Origin of the sequence: Klebsiella sp. CN_Kp066 (assembly GCF_040065135.1) — a bacterium.
Lineage (GTDB): Bacteria > Pseudomonadota > Gammaproteobacteria > Enterobacterales > Enterobacteriaceae > Klebsiella > Klebsiella oxytoca.
Genome location: NZ_JBEAIU010000048.1, coordinates 11,914 through 26,851 on the forward strand (window position 1 = coordinate 11,914; position 14,938 = coordinate 26,851).

Annotated in this window: 16 protein-coding genes; 10 read left to right on the forward strand and 6 right to left on the reverse strand. The window is 47.3% G+C overall.

The window, feature by feature from the left end; all coding sequences use genetic code 11:
• The first annotated feature begins 105 nt into the window (after positions 1 to 105).
• Entirely contained in the window at positions 106 to 636 is a 531-nt protein-coding gene (locus tag ABLV75_RS19155) for a lipocalin family protein (RefSeq protein ID WP_004109193.1), read from the forward strand.
• Here the strand turns inward: ABLV75_RS19155 and sugE are convergent.
• The 4 genes from sugE to efp form a co-directional block, all read right to left on the reverse strand.
• Positions 633 to 950 (reverse strand): quaternary ammonium compound efflux SMR transporter SugE, encoded by a 318-nt coding sequence (sugE, locus tag ABLV75_RS19160; protein ID WP_004109196.1) that lies wholly within the window; start codon positions 948 to 950, stop codon positions 633 to 635. The genes ABLV75_RS19155 and sugE overlap by 4 nt on opposite strands.
• A gap of 139 nt (positions 951 to 1,089) precedes the next feature.
• Positions 1,090 to 1,236 (reverse strand): lipoprotein toxin entericidin B, encoded by a 147-nt coding sequence (ecnB, locus tag ABLV75_RS19165; RefSeq protein WP_004109200.1) that lies wholly within the window; start codon positions 1,234 to 1,236, stop codon positions 1,090 to 1,092.
• Between the two features lie 164 nt (positions 1,237 to 1,400).
• The gene (locus ABLV75_RS19170) at positions 1,401 to 1,532 is read right to left on the reverse strand and encodes an entericidin A/B family lipoprotein (protein ID WP_024273613.1); all 132 of its coding nucleotides are present in this window, start codon (positions 1,530 to 1,532) and stop codon (positions 1,401 to 1,403) included.
• A gap of 69 nt (positions 1,533 to 1,601) precedes the next feature.
• Positions 1,602 to 2,168 (reverse strand): elongation factor P, encoded by a 567-nt coding sequence (efp, locus tag ABLV75_RS19175; RefSeq protein ID WP_004109203.1) that lies wholly within the window; start codon positions 2,166 to 2,168, stop codon positions 1,602 to 1,604.
• A gap of 42 nt (positions 2,169 to 2,210) precedes the next feature.
• Here efp and epmB point away from each other — a divergent pair, with 42 nt between their 5' ends.
• A complete protein-coding gene (epmB, locus tag ABLV75_RS19180; RefSeq protein WP_004109206.1) occupies positions 2,211 to 3,239 on the forward strand; it encodes an EF-P beta-lysylation protein EpmB in 1,029 nt (342 codons plus the stop codon).
• 159 nt (positions 3,240 to 3,398) lie between these two features.
• Here the strand turns inward: epmB and ABLV75_RS19185 are convergent, their stop codons facing one another.
• A complete protein-coding gene (locus tag ABLV75_RS19185) occupies positions 3,399 to 3,965 on the reverse strand; it encodes a winged helix-turn-helix domain-containing protein (RefSeq protein WP_004109209.1) in 567 nt (188 codons plus the stop codon).
• Between the two features lie 491 nt (positions 3,966 to 4,456).
• Here ABLV75_RS19185 and ABLV75_RS19190 point away from each other — a divergent pair, with 491 nt between their 5' ends.
• From ABLV75_RS19190 to yjeJ, 8 genes are all read left to right on the forward strand, one after another.
• Positions 4,457 to 5,017, forward strand: coding sequence for a type 1 fimbrial protein (locus ABLV75_RS19190; protein WP_004109211.1), 561 nt, complete (start codon positions 4,457 to 4,459; stop codon positions 5,015 to 5,017).
• Between the two features lie 58 nt (positions 5,018 to 5,075).
• Complete coding sequence (locus ABLV75_RS19195; RefSeq protein WP_004109214.1) at positions 5,076 to 5,768, forward strand: molecular chaperone; 693 nt, start codon at positions 5,076 to 5,078, stop codon at positions 5,766 to 5,768.
• Between the two features lie 30 nt (positions 5,769 to 5,798).
• Positions 5,799 to 8,342, forward strand: a complete 2,544-nt coding sequence (locus ABLV75_RS19200; RefSeq protein ID WP_348855106.1) for a fimbria/pilus outer membrane usher protein — start codon at positions 5,799 to 5,801, stop codon at positions 8,340 to 8,342.
• An 18-nt stretch (positions 8,343 to 8,360) separates the two neighbouring features.
• Entirely contained in the window at positions 8,361 to 9,386 is a 1,026-nt protein-coding gene (locus ABLV75_RS19205) for a fimbrial protein (protein ID WP_004109219.1), read from the forward strand.
• Positions 9,387 to 9,734: 348 nt separating this feature from the next.
• Complete coding sequence (locus tag ABLV75_RS19210; protein WP_004109222.1) at positions 9,735 to 10,100, forward strand: hypothetical protein; 366 nt, start codon at positions 9,735 to 9,737, stop codon at positions 10,098 to 10,100.
• A 68-nt stretch (positions 10,101 to 10,168) separates the two neighbouring features.
• A complete protein-coding gene (locus tag ABLV75_RS19215; protein ID WP_004109226.1) occupies positions 10,169 to 11,455 on the forward strand; it encodes an HlyD family secretion protein in 1,287 nt (428 codons plus the stop codon).
• Positions 11,448 to 13,571 carry a peptidase domain-containing ABC transporter gene (locus ABLV75_RS19220; RefSeq protein WP_004109230.1) on the forward strand — a complete coding sequence of 708 codons (2,124 nt, stop codon included), beginning with the start codon at positions 11,448 to 11,450 and terminating at the stop codon, positions 13,569 to 13,571. The genes ABLV75_RS19215 and ABLV75_RS19220 overlap by 8 nt, the downstream gene beginning before the upstream one ends.
• A 22-nt stretch (positions 13,572 to 13,593) precedes the next feature.
• Entirely contained in the window at positions 13,594 to 14,460 is an 867-nt protein-coding gene (yjeJ, locus tag ABLV75_RS19225) for a YjeJ family protein (protein WP_004109233.1), read from the forward strand.
• A 50-nt stretch (positions 14,461 to 14,510) separates the two neighbouring features.
• Here the strand turns inward: yjeJ and ABLV75_RS19230 are convergent, their stop codons facing one another.
• Complete coding sequence (locus ABLV75_RS19230) at positions 14,511 to 14,864, reverse strand: DUF4156 domain-containing protein (RefSeq protein ID WP_004109236.1); 354 nt, start codon at positions 14,862 to 14,864, stop codon at positions 14,511 to 14,513.
• Positions 14,865 to 14,938 lie beyond the last annotated feature (74 nt).

Here is a 14,938-nt window from a genome sequence, read left to right on the forward strand (position 1 = left end):
GCAAGCCCGGTAGCAGGATGTTATCGGGCTCTCTTCTCAAGAAAAATCTGCCGCATTTTTCCTGCCTGAATCTACACTTAGCTTAAAACTGGCAAGGAAATAACTATGCGTCTGCTCCCCGTCATGGCGGTTGTTGCCGCTTCATTTCTGCTTATCGCCTGTAGCACGCCGACGCCGCCTACCGGCGTCACCGTGGTCAGCCCATTCGACACGCAACGCTATCTCGGTACCTGGTATGAAATCGCCCGTTTCGATCACAATTTTGAGAGTGGCTTAGAAAAGGTCACCGCAACGTATAGCCTGCGCGATGATGGTGGGCTGAACGTGGTAAACAAGGGATATAACCCCGACCGGGGTATGTGGCAGAAAACCGACGGCGTCGCTTACTTTACCGGCGATCCCACGCGCGCCGCGCTGAAGGTCTCATTTTTCGGCCCTTTCTATGGCGGCTATAACGTCATTTCACTGGATAAGGATTATCGCTATGCGCTGGTTTGTGGGCCAGATCGCGACTATCTCTGGCTACTGGCGCGTGCGCCGAAAATCCCGCCGGAAGTGAAGCAGCAGATGCTGGATATCGCCAGCCGGCAGGGATTTGACGTGAGCAAGCTCATCTGGGTCAATCAACGCTATTAATGAGCGCTCATTTTCAGGCCAATGATGCCAATGACAATACATGCCAGGCTGGCAATGCGCATCGGGCTGGCGGATTCTCCTAGCAGGATAATCCCCGTGACCGCTGCGCCAACCGCGCCAATACCGGTCCAGACGGCGTAAGCCGTTCCCACGGGCAGCGTTTTCATCGCCCATGATAAAAGCGCCATACTGATAACCATGGCGGCAATCGTAATTACGCTCGGCACAAGCCGACTAAAACCATGGGTATACTTCAGACCGACTGCCCAGACAACTTCCAGCAGCCCCGCGATAAACAGAATTAACCAGGACATAAGGCTCCTTTGATGGGGCCGTCCCCAGATGTGGAACGCTTACGGGTCGTCCCGCAAGGTAGATGATAATCCGCGGAAATAATACACGATGTCGATAAAGAGAGGAAGAACGGTACGACCACGGCCGTACCGCCATGGTCTATTGCTGAGCTTTGGTTGCGGCGCCGGAAATCGCATCGCCGCCATCTGAAATATCCTGACCGACACCGCGCGTGGTGTTACATCCGGTCAATGCTGAGGAGAGGACCAAAACCGTAAAGACCGCTGCAATCGCTTTTTTTACCATGATGTTATCCTTAATTTACCAGTTTTAGTTATCGTGCCTTATAAGCATAGACAACCTGGTTCAGGATGAGGGAATCTCAACGTTTTTTCGGAGAAAAAGAGGTTTAGGGTATTAAGTCAGGAAAAGAAATGGATTATGAATGAGGATTTCCTGATGAAATCAGGTTAGCTGGCAGCGTGAGAAATAGCATGACCCAGGCTTTGGATATCCTCACCCACGCCGCGGGCCGTATTGCATCCGGACAGAAGGGCGCAGCTAAGAAATAATAATACCGGGAGCGTTAATTTATAACCCATCTTCCCTGCCTGCAGTTACGCCGGTAGAGGGCGCAGCGAAAGGCTGCGCCAACCGTCTCAGCGCATCGATTACTTCACGCGGGATACGTATTCGCCAGAGCGAGTATCCACTTTGATGACTTCGCCAATCTGAACGAACAGAGGAACTTTAACCACTGCGCCAGTGGACAGGGTAGCCGGTTTACCGCCGGTGCCAGCAGTATCGCCTTTCAGACCTGGATCGGTTTCAACGATTTCCAGCTCAACGAAGTTCGGCGGGGTAACGGAGATCGGCTGACCGTTCCACAGAGTAACGATGCATTCAGCCTGATCCAGCAGCCATTTAGCATTATCACCAACGGCTTTAGAATCTGCGGCCAGCTGTTCAAACGTCGAGTTGTTCATGAAGTGCCAGAACTCACCGTCGTTGTACAGATAAGTCAGGTTCATATCGACAACGTCTGCGCCTTCAGCAGAATCTGTAGACTTGAAGGTTTTCTCTACGCGGGTACCGGTCAGCAGGCGGCGCAGCTTAACGCGCGCAAAAGCCTGGCCTTTGCCCGGTTTAACGAATTCACTGGCTTCAACTGCATAAGGTTCGCCGTCCATCATGATTTTAAGACCGGCACGAAAATCGTTGCTATAGTAAGTCGCCATAAGGCCCTCTGAAACTTTGTTAATTGGTAGCTAAGCCACAAAATGGCGCATATTGTAACCCTAAATACCCCATCCAGAGAAGATTGGTTAACGCAACTTGCCGATGTTGTGACCAGTCCCGATGAACTGCTGCAGCTTTTAAATGTAGACGCTGATGCGAATCTATTGGCAGGACGCGACGCTAAGCGCCTGTTCGCACTGCGTGTCCCACGGGCATTTATTGCTCGTATGGAACCAGGAAATCCAAACGATCCTCTTCTCCGTCAGGTACTTACCTCCCAGGAGGAGTTTATTCATGCTCCAGGATACTCCACCGATCCGCTGGAAGAACAGCATAGCGTTGTGCCAGGTCTGCTGCATAAATACAGCAACCGCGCTTTACTGTTGGTGAAAGGCGGCTGCGCGGTAAATTGTCGATATTGTTTCCGTCGGCACTTCCCGTACGCGGAAAACCAGGGCACGAAGCGCAACTGGCAGAAGGCTATGGAATACATCGCGGCTCATCCAGAGCTGGATGAAATTATTTTTTCCGGCGGTGACCCGTTGATGGCGAAGGACCATGAACTGGACTGGCTGCTTACCCAGTTGGAATCCATTCCACATATTAAACGCCTGCGCATCCACAGCCGGTTACCCATTGTGATCCCTGCGCGGATTACCGATACCCTGGTTGCGCGCATCTCTGCATCTTCGTTGCAGGTGCTGCTGGTGAACCATATTAACCATGCCAACGAGATCGATACCGCGTTTCGTAGGGCAATGAAGAGCCTGCGTATGGCTGGCGTCACCTTACTCAATCAAAGCGTACTGTTACGCGGTGTGAACGATAATGCGCGCACGCTCGCCGATCTGAGCAATGCGTTATTCGATGCCGGGGTTATGCCTTATTACCTGCACGTTCTGGACAGAGTGCAGGGAGCAGCGCATTTCATGGTCAGTGACGAAGAGGCCCGGGTAATCATGCGCGAACTACTCACGCTGGTCTCCGGTTATTTAGTCCCTAAACTTGCACGGGAAATCGGCGGAGAACCAAGCAAGACCCCCCTGGACTTAGGATTGAAGCAACGATAGCGAATCCGTCTGCCGGGCACTGCCTGGCAGACTACCTGTTGCTAATACTTACTGGTGTATAAATACTGACGCTTTATAATTTTCGTAGAACCAGTAATTATTCTTCCAGGGGAGAGTAAAGCGAATATAAAAGCAAGCGGTTAATCCATTCATTATTACTTACAAAAAAAGAGAAAGAATGTTTGCGGCGGTCATCACCAATAACAGAGGCAAAATCCACCCGGGTAATTTAAATACTGTTGCTTTATCGTCTGTGGAAATTTTTTGCGCATCTTCGCGGACAGCGGAATTATTCATCACATTTTTCTCAATCGGAGGCGAAGAGGTGCTTGCGGTAACCTGCACATTTTCAGAGTTTTCCGGTGCCTTTTCTTCCGAGCGTAAGAATGAGGCAATATTTGAGCCTGCCGCGAGAACAAACCCGCGCTGCCTGACTGTAACAATAATATCTTGCGATAATCCTGCTTTCACTAACGACTTTCTTAACAATGATATGTTTTGATAAAAAGTATTCTGCGAAACGACAACCCCTCTGGTTTTCCAGACACTATCCAGAAACTCTTCTCGGGATATAATTTTCCCATTGCTTTCCAGTAAAAGTTGCAGGCAGCGTGCAGTCGGCGCGTTCAGCGTCACGCTCTCACCATTGTCCCCCACCGGCTGCAGCTCATTCATATTTACATTAAAAATAACTTCATTGTTAATGATATATTCATTGAATATCATAATCCCTTTCCTCCCTCACCATTCCATATGAAACAAAGATGAATTAAATTCAAATTCATCTTTAGCTATCACAGTACATCCCTTTAAGCCTGCCAGATTAGATAATTTCAAAGATAAATCCCCGCTCTTCCCAGAGCAAAGATAAGATTATCATGATATTTGAACCAAAGGGAAGACTGATTTACAACTATACCTTCCAGGCATACTCGTTATTATCTACGAAATCTGCTTGTGAAATTGCAACCTTCAATAAACAGAGTTTAAATTCAAACAGAATTCACATGCATTTTATCAGCCCTGCACTTAGATTTGTCACCGCTCCGGCACATTACGCTCTATGTATACCAGGTATGCACAATGCGGCGGCAGGAGAATGATAACGATAGCGATCAGGCATACATAGCGGAATGTTAGTTGTTACCTATCAGACTAATTAACATCTTCGCCTTGACGCTATTCAGGACTTTAGTATCTATAAATGGATTAAATAAATGAAAAAAACAATTGTAGCTGTAATGGTTGCTGCTTCAGCAGTTCTGAGTGCTCAGGCTTTCGCGGCAGGGAACAGTTCTTCTCTGACTATTCTGGGTAACGTTACCGACACCGGCGAATCCTGTAACGTAACGCCGTCCGCTATGATTTCCGGCGGTTCTTTAACTCTGGACGATGTTAAAGCATCTGTACTGGACGCAATGGCAGTTAATACTCCGTATATGTCAACTGCAAAAGACATTGAGTACAAAGTCGAAGATTGCCAGAAAGGTGCAACTAATTACACCGGTAACATCAACGTGACCGTAACCGGCGACTATATCAGCGGCCAGGACAACGTGCTGACCAACACTGCTGCCAGCCCGGCGACTAACGCTGCGGTTACCGTAGTGAACACCGACGGCACTCGCGTAAGCTTCACCGGTACGACTCCTCAAGTTGTTGCTTATACCGCAGGTACTCCGTCTTACCTGCGTTATAAAGCTGCATACGTTAAAACCGCAAATGGCGTTACCGATGGTGCAGTTAAAGGTGTAGCCACCTTTACTATTAGCTACTAATAAGTACAACGGGGCCTGCCTCAGGCAGACCCCGTTATTTTTATTCAGGGAATGAATTATGCTGAAGTCATTATTAAGATTAGCTGCAATTTCTTTTATTTCTGTCAGCTTTGTAGCCCAGAGCGGAGTCGTGGTTGATTCAACCCGCCATCTTTATAAAGAAGGTTCGCGAGAAATCAGTACGAACATTGAAAACAAAGATGACACGCCTTATTTAATTAAATCCTGGGTAGAAGCGTCTGAAGGAATGAAAGACAGCTTTTTTATGGTGACTCCCCCGCTTTTCCGCCTGGAGGGCAAGCAAACCAACACGGTACGTATTTTTCCTAACGCGTATATCTCTAAAGCCCCTCAGGATCGTGAAACTGTCTACTTCTTTAACGTAATGTCTATTCCGCCAACCAGCGACAGTGAAGCTGACAAAAACAAGCTGCAGCTGGCGGTGCGCCATAGAATGCGTCTTATCTATCGCCCTCGCGCCATTCAGGATATGAATATTAATACCGAAGCTAAAAATCTGCAGTGGCATAAATCCGGTAATAAGATAACGCTAAAGAATCCGACACCTTTTTTCATTTATTTTAAGTCGATAAAAATAAACGGCAGAGATATTAGCAGCTCAGTCAATAACATTGATGCTTTTTCCAGCAAAGAATTTACTTTGCCTGCCGGTATAAATGGTTCAGAAATCGAGTGGAAGGTCGCCACTGATAACGGAGGCTCGGGTTCTGCCCACACATCATCGATTTAAATTCTTTTTTGATTGGCCAGGGTGAAAAGTATGTCTATTTCAATAAAAAAAAGGGGAGGCGCGCTATCCGGAACCTCCCACACATTTTTCGTTCTTGTTCCTGCGCTAGCTCTCGGTTTATGCGCCAATGCTTTAGCTCGTGATTTTTTTGATCCCGCATTTATAAAATCAGTCGGTCAGAGCGACCCCTCTTCAATACCGGACTTATCCCTCTACGCCACCCGCGATGCCCAGGCTCCGGGGGAGTATCGCATTGACGTTATTTTAAATAACAGTCTGCAAGAAACGGCTGATATCCGGTTTGTGGAAAAAAAAGATCCAACAACAGATACGTTGAAATTAGTTCCCTGTTTAAGCATTGCTAAATTAACCAGCTATGGTTTGCGTGCTGACGCTTTTCCTGGCTTAAAAGAAGATGCGAATGGCTGCGCAGATACTCATGTTATTCCTGATTTCACCACCGATTTTAACTTCAATACTCAACAGCTGCTGGTATCCATACCGCAGGCGGCGCTGTCCACTATCGCGCAGGGTTTCGTTTCCCCAGATGAGTTTGACGACGGTATTAATGCCTTACTGACCAACTATCAGTTTAGTTCAGGCAAAGACTATGAAGCCAATAATGAGTATTACAATCTTAACTTACAATCCGGCCTGAACCTCGGGCCATGGCGCCTGCGCAATCTGAGTACATGGAATAAGTCAGCGGGGGCAAAGAGCGACTGGGATTCCGTATATCTCTATGCGCAGCGGAGCATTGTCCCGTTAAAAAGTACTTTAGTCATGGGCGAAAGCAGCTCGCTGTCGAGCATCTTTGACAGCGTGCCGTTCACCGGGATTCAGCTGGCAACCGACACGGACATGATTCCTGAAAGCCTGCGTGGATTCGCGCCCATCGTTCGCGGTATTGCCCGAACCAATGCGCGTATCGTCATCAAGCAGAATGGCTACCAAATTTACCAGGCTTTTGTCGCTCCGGGCGCTTTCGAAATTACCGACCTCTACTCAACCGGCGGCAACGGTGACCTTTACGTCACCGTCGAGGAGTCCGATGGCTCCCGACAAAACTTCGTGGTGCCCTACGCTTCTCTGCCATTAATGCTCCGGGAAGGCCAAATGGAGTATGAGATTACCAGCGGGAAATATCGTCCCTACGATGGCAACGTTGACGAGAAACCCTTTACGCAAGCAACGATCAGCTACGGCGTATTAAGCAATACCACTCTCTATACGGGCGTACAGGCGGCGGCCAATTACCAGGCGCTCGCTTTCGGCGCCGGGCAAAACCTCGGCGATATTGGCGCGGTTTCCGCCGATGTAACGGCGGCATGGTCTAAAAAGAAAGATGAAGAGAAAACGTCCGGCCAGTCATGGCGCATTCGCTACGGTAAAAATATCCTTGAAACCGGCACCAATATTACCGTAGCCGGCTACCGCTATTCGACCTCCGGGTACAATACGCTAACTGATGTGATGAATACCTATAACAACAGCTACGGCGGATATACGCCACACTCGCTGCGTAACAGAACCAATATTACCGTGAGCCAGAGCCTGGGTTCGGGGCTAGGTAACCTTTCTGTATCCGGCATTTTTGAGGATTATTGGGATAGCAATCGCCGCAATAACTCGCTGAATATTGGCTATAACGGCGGGTTCCGCCGCTTTAACTATTACGCTGGCTATAGCTATAGCCGCTATAGCTGGGGAAATAATGGTTCCAGCCGTCACGTTGAGGATAACCATGTTGTTTCATTTAATATCTCCATTCCTTTAAGCGATTGGTTACCTAATGCCTATGCGACCTATAACGTGACCAACAGCAGTCCGGGTTCAACCGATCAGTATGTTTCTCTGAGCGGCGTCGCGCTGGAGAACCATAACCTGGACTGGAACGTCCAGCAGGGCTACAGCAATCGTGAAGATGCCAGCGGCGGCGTCTACGGCAACTATCGTGGTTCCATGGGTTCGGCTAACGCCGGCTACAGCTATGCCAAAAATAGTCAGTTAATTAACTACGGCCTGAGCGGCGGCGTGCTGGTTCATGCTGACGGAATAACATTAGGTCAGGAAATGTCTGAAACCGCCGTATTGGTTAAGGCGCCCGGCCTGAAAAACGTCCGTCTGGAAAACGACGCGACGATCGAAACGGACTACCGCGGCTATGCGATTATTCCTTACGTTACGCCATACCATCGAACCAGCGTGACCTTAGATAGCACGACTTTGGGAGATAATATGGAATTGCCAAATACGACGCAGAAAGTGGTGCCAACCCGTGCAGCCGTGGTACGGGCAAACTTCGCGGGCAATATTGGCCGCCGCGCGTTCCTTATTCTCAAGAGAGCGTCGGGTGAAAACGTTCCTTATGGCGCCACGGTAACGTTGACCACGGATAAAAACGCCCAGGCTAGCATCGTTTCTGATGGCGGTATGGTCTATTTGTCCGGCCTGAAAGATAACGGTGAAGTCTATGCTCAGTGGGGTTCAAAGAGCGGGCAGCAGTGTAAAGCGCCTTATAGCCTGGCTGCGGTAAATGAAGGTATTGCTCAGGCCACTGCGGTTTGCCAGTAACAGGGATGAATACAGACTATGAAAAAAATACTCCTTTTTATTAGTTTACTTTTACTTAATCAGACAGTAATGGCTGACTGTAATTACAACGGAACTGATGCTGCATTCAATGTTACATTCAGCCCAGCTAAAATTTTATCCGATTCAAGCCTGGCGCCCGGTAGCGTACTGGCAGTAAGAACGGTAGGCGGAGCGATTGCCAATGCAAAAACTTTTTATAACTGCAAGGCAAATGATATTTACGCCATTATCGCCACGCCCAGCGTCAATCTGGCGGCAGGCGTGACCGGTGTGCTCGGTGGACCGGTTTATGAAACAGGGATACCGGGTATTGGTTTTGAAATTTCGGAAGCAATTGCCGGCGCCAACGGCCGCCCCGTTCCGGCTACGTTAGGTACTGTTTCTGCCTATGGCCTTAGCGATCCCGGCGTGAAACAACTCACCGTCTGGCTGATAAAAACCAGGGACAATATTGATACGAGCTTCTCAGGAAAAAAAGAGATTTCGGTGTCCTATCGGGCGGGAAGCGTCAATCAGGTCAATGCTAATTCATCAATTGCCCGACTTGCCCAAGCCAACATCAAACTCGGCCCTTTCACTTACAGGGAAACAACCTGCAATATAAATCCACGAGGTGGGAGCACGGTCAATCTATCTAATATAGAAGCATCGCAGCTTAAAGCTCTCACTCAGGGCGGGGTAACTGGCAAGCAAAAAGACTTTACGCTTGACATTACCTGCCCTGACTCATCCGTTGGAACCAAATATACCTACTGGTTTAACCCTATAACCGAGAACTCAGCATCAAAAGATGGCGTACTGCTAAACTCCATCCCTGATACTATCGGAGGAGCCAAAGATGTTGGTTTCATAATTAAACAGGGTTCCAGCCCTATCACCTTTTTTGATTATAAAAACTACTCTATTGCCAGTATGAAAAAGAGCCAGTCTCTTACCTTCACTGCGGACTATTACAAGCTATCTAACACCATAACACCAGGTAGCGTTCGAGCTATATTTGAAATTATTCTCCAGGAAGAATAAAAAGCATCCAATAACATGAGTAACCCGATTGTAGTATACGGAACTCTTGTACCACTATTGATACCATTTTCTTAAGCCATAGACCAGAAAATGTAAGCGCTGGAATGTTCTCCAACCACTAAATACCGAGGAATTCAATTGTGAATTCCTCGTTCACAAATACATGAACAACTAAAATTCATCATTAACAAAAAAAAATCAATTGAAATCAAACTAATCATCTTTAAACTTTGTCGTGAAATGAAAACAGAGAATACTTACTGAATTCATTTCAAATAATTTAACCAACCACAAATAATATTAAGATTGTAAATATTATTATAAAAGCTCATTAAATAAGGAAAATTTATGAAGCAACTAACTGTTTTTGAAATGGAAGCTATTTCTGGTGGCTATTCTTGGGATATGTCTTCTATTGGTGGCATTCTCACCTCTTTGGTAAGTAATGCTGCCGAATTAGCAACTTCTGCAACACTAGGGGCATCAGTTGGCGGAATTTACGGTTCTATCATCGGAGGTCGTTGGGGCGGTGCTGGCGGCGGTATTCTTGGGTTTGGCGCAATCGGTCAGGGCGTCGGTATGGTTTGGGGCCTGGTTGTAGGTGCCATTGGATGCGGTGTTGCAGCCTCTGTTGTAGGATGGGACAAGACTTACGAATTAGCGATGGGGGCGATTGCTGGCTCTATTGACGGAACCTTGACCCCCTGGAATTAATATAAGCGTTTTAACTTAAGGCTTGGGTGACCAGGCCTTTTTTTACTTATTAATAAAAAGTGATTTGCATGTTAAAAAACATATATCGCAAGGAAGCGATTGAGTACAAAAAAATCCACTGGAAAGGAAAAGCATTATTATTAGCAGGCATTCCAGCGTGGTTAGTCACTCTTCTGGCATTTATTTTTCTTATTGCCATTGTACTTTCACTCATATTTTGCACCTTTACCCAGCGTATTGATGTACGCGGAGAGGTCATTACGCTCCCTCACTCCGTTAACGTCTTTGCCCCACAGCAGGGTTTTGTTGTGAATCTGCATGTAAAGGTGGGAGACATTGTCAAAAAAGGCCAACCGCTTTATGAACTTGACGTTTCACGTAATACGATCGGTGGCAACGTTAGCGCGGCTCAGATTGAAGTTATCAATGAAAAAATTGCTAACGCAGAAGATATTATAAGCAAACTGACGCGTAATAAGGCTGAAACGCTCGCGGCTCTTGAAAAACAGATTAAGACTACCAGCGCCTCGTTAACGGAAACCAACCGTATGCTGGCTAATACTCAGGTAGGCTTAAACAAAATGCATACCAACCTGGCCAGCTATGATAAATACTTAAAGGATGGTCTGATAACTAAAGATCAGTATAACTATCAGCACTCGCTATATTTTCAACAGCAAAGCGCCTATCAATCCCTGGTGACTCAAAAGATGCAGCTGGAATCTCAGCTCACGCAAACCAGCAGCGATAAAATCACCAAAGCAGCAGACTTTGATAATCAGATTTCAAGCCAGCATAACCAAATCAATGATTATAAAAATCAGCTGGTAGAATCGAACGCTAACGGTAATCTGATTATTAAAGCAACGACCAACGGTAAGATTGAATCGCTGGCCGTGACTAAAGGGCAGATGGTAGAGAACGGCAGCAGCCTGGCGCAGATCAAACCTACCGGTGATATTGAGTATTATCTGATCCTCTGGTTACCCAATAATACCATCCCCTACGTGAAACCCGGGGACACCATTAATATTCGCTATGATGCTTTCCCTGCCGATAAATTTGGCCAATTTCCAGGTAAGGTTGTTTCTATTTCCTCGGTACCGGCGTCACGTCAGGAGATGGCAGAATATACCAATGTCAGCAACGGAACTAATCAGCAGGAATTAGCGCTCTATAAAGCAATTATAAAAATCAAGGACAAGACCTTTAGCTACAATGGAAAAACGCTCACGCTCTCTAACGGTCTGAAGGCTCAGGCGGTAGTTTTCCTTGAAGAACGCCCGCTTTACATGTGGATGTTTACTCCTTTCTATAAGATGACGCAAAGCGTGAGTGGCCCGATCGATGAATAAAGAACTGTTTAAAACCATTACCGATAAGCTTAATTTCTCATTCCGTCATAAAACGCCGGTTATTTTACAGTCGGAAGCCGCCGAATGCGGTATCGCCTGTCTGGCAATGGTTTGCGGCTTTTACGGGCTTAATATCGACCTGTTCAACTTCCGCCATCGTTACGGTAGCCCTTCTCAGGGCGTTACGCTCATGTCGCTGAGCAAAACGGCGGAACATGCCGGTCTGAAAAGCCGGGCCCTCTCTCTGGATCTGGATGAAATCAAGCAGCTGAAGCTACCCTGTATTATCCACTGGGGAATGAATCATTACGTCGTGCTCACTAAGGTACGTAAAAACAGCTTTATTGTTCACGATCCGGCGCTGGGTAAGCGGGTTATTGGTATCCAGGAAATGTCCAATAACTTTACCGGCGTTGCGCTGGAACTATGGCCGGACCAAAACTTTCAGCAAGAACAGGCAAAATCACGCCTGCGTCTATTAGACCTGATGCGCAATATTGTGGGACTTAAATCGGTCCTGCTAAAAATCTTTGCCTTTTCGGTAGTGGTTGAAGCTATCGGCCTGCTATTACCTATCGGTACGCAGCTGGTGACTGACCATGTCATCATGGCGCACGACCAGAGCCTGCTTTCGGTTATCTGTATCGGCCTGGTCTTCTTCACGCTTTTCCGCACCTTTATTAGTATGCTGCGAGCGTGGACCTCATTAACGCTAAATACGCTGACGAACATCCAATGGAAAACCACGCTGTTCGATCATCTGACAAGCCTGCCGTTATCCTTTTTTGAAAAACGTCATTTAGGGGATATTCAGTCTCGTTTTTCGTCGCTGGATACTATCCGTTCCACCTTCACCAATAGCATTGTTACCGGCATTATCGACTCAATCATGACGATTGGCCTGCTGGTTATGTTAACGCTGTACGGCGGCTGGCTGGTTTGGGTCGTGATTGGATTCACCTTATGCTATGCCATCATGCGTTTTGCCACCTACAGCTTCTACCGTCGCGTTGCCGAAGAGCAGGTTATCAAGGGCGCACGCTCCAGCTCGCACTTTATGGAGTCCCTATACGGTATTTCCACCATTAAAGCGCTGAACTTAAAAGAGCGTCGTTCTCAGCACTGGTTAAATATCAACATTGACGCCTGCAATGCCGGTATCAAACAGACTCGCTTCGATATGATGTTTGGCGGTATTAATACTTTTATTACCTCCATCGATCAGGTCGCCGTACTCTGGCTGGGCGCGATCATGGTCATTGATAACAATATGACCCTCGGTATGTTTATGGCTTTTAACGCCTATCGTGGGCAATTCTCCCAGCGCGCATCAAGCTTGATCGACCTGGTCATGCAGCTGCGAATGCTGTCGTTACATAATGAGCGTCTTTCAGAAATTGTATTTAGCGAGCCGGAAAAAGAGCTGCCTGCACGCCGGGTTTTTGCAGAAAATACTGGCGTGAAATTAGAAGTGAAGAATCTCAGCTATCAGTACGATCCGTTCTCACAACCTATTTTTTCTAATTTAAATATTACCGTTGAGCCCGGAGAATCCATCGCGCTGGTTGGCCCTTCCGGCGTCGGTAAGACCACGCTGCTGAAAGTCATGTGCGGTCTGTTAGCGCCCACCAGCGGTGACGTGATAGCGGATAACCTTGATATTCAAAAAATTGGCATCAATAACTTTCGTCTCGGAACGGCCTGCGTCCTTCAGGAGGACCGCCTTTTCTCAGGCTCGCTTATCGATAATATCAGCGGCTTTGAAGATAATGCCGATATGGACTTTATCGTTGAGTGCGCACGCAGATGTAATATCCATGATGAAATCATGAAAATGCCGATGGGGTACGAAACGATTGTCGGCGAGCTTGGCTTAGGTATCTCAGGTGGACAAAAACAGAGAATTTTAATCGCTCGCGCGCTCTATCGAAAACCCAGCATTCTGTTTATGGATGAAGCCACCAGCCATCTCGACCTGAAAAATGAATCGGTCATTAACCAGTCTATCTCTGGTTTAAGCATTACCCGAATCATTGTTGCCCATCGGCCATCCACCATTGCCTCAGCCGATCGCATCATTGATATGTCACAGCTCCATATGCAGGCACCAGCGTAACCACCAGGAAAAGGAGATCCGTATGCAAGGAACATTTATTGGTTTTAATACCGCATCTATTAAATATGATGACAAATTTTTGGCTTTAATGCTCAAAGTCAAACTGAGTAATCAACTCTGTCAGTCTTATTATCTTCAGGCGCCGATTCTTGCGGATCTCCTGTTAGTTCTGCAGCACAGAATGGCCATCGTCCTGCAGCGCTTAAATGCTGAAGGTGAAAGTTATAAGAATGAACTGGTGGCCTTTAATGAACGCCTTATAGAAAATACACCGGCGATCGATATACCTGAAGTACAGCACCCTAATCCGGAAAGACGTATTATGTCGATAACGTTAAAACCCGGCGACACCTGGTCAACGCTCATTCTGGTGCTGCAAAATGAGCAAATTGCTACGCTGCGTATTGATGATATGCAAGTTGAAGCGCTGCTGGTGGGCATTCAGCAGTCTCTTAAACACACGGGAGATAGCGATCTGATTAATTATTTAACTTCCTCGCTGGAAGGCCTGATGCTTTATGCGGTGGATTTAACGAATACCAGCAACGTTGATTATCAGCAGTATCTTCAGGATGAATGGAAGCTCAATCTGTTTTCCCATTATCTCGGCGTGTTGTACTGTTGTGACACGGAGGAAGGGCGAAAAATCATCTCCGGCGCAGTGATTAAAACCAATGCCGCTCATCCATCAGAACAGGAAAATATCGTTGTAATGCGCTTAATTGAGAGAAGCCCAAAGCTGAAAGAAGTGCATACCCAGCGCCAGCCCAGCCAGATTTTTAGCCAAATCATCCCTTCTCAGCCAGGAAGAATGATGACGCTGGAGGAGTGTCTGCGTCCTTTGCATGCGTTCTACCAGCAAACTCAGGCGCAACTCAGCAAGCAATAAAAAGAGATCAAGAGGGTGCCTCAATTTAGGCAAGAGAGGCACCGGTTAAATCAGTTCGGGCACTTATAAACCTGGCCGTTCATTTGGCTATCGGTCGGCACAAAGCTGGACAGCAGATTCTGCGTCGGGCTGCTGACGCCGTAAATGACGTTGCCACCCATCTCTGCGGCCTTGTTACGCAGGGCGTTTGCCGCGCCGCGCATGGAGCCGCCTTCGTCACCATTCTGTCCGGACAGCCAGTTGCTCTGCGTGCCGCTTGCGGTACCTAACAGCTGGCATTCAGAACCTGGTTTATCTTCAACAAAGCGTACGTTCTGGCCACCAGAGGTCAATTCGTTGCTGGAGCTGCAACCTGCTAACAACAATGCTGCGCCGACAATCCCTGCTAAATATTTTACCTGCATGTTATTCCCCACGATCAATGAGCTGGACGCACTGGCCCGGATGTACAACCTTATACTAAAAAGACGACAAAAAG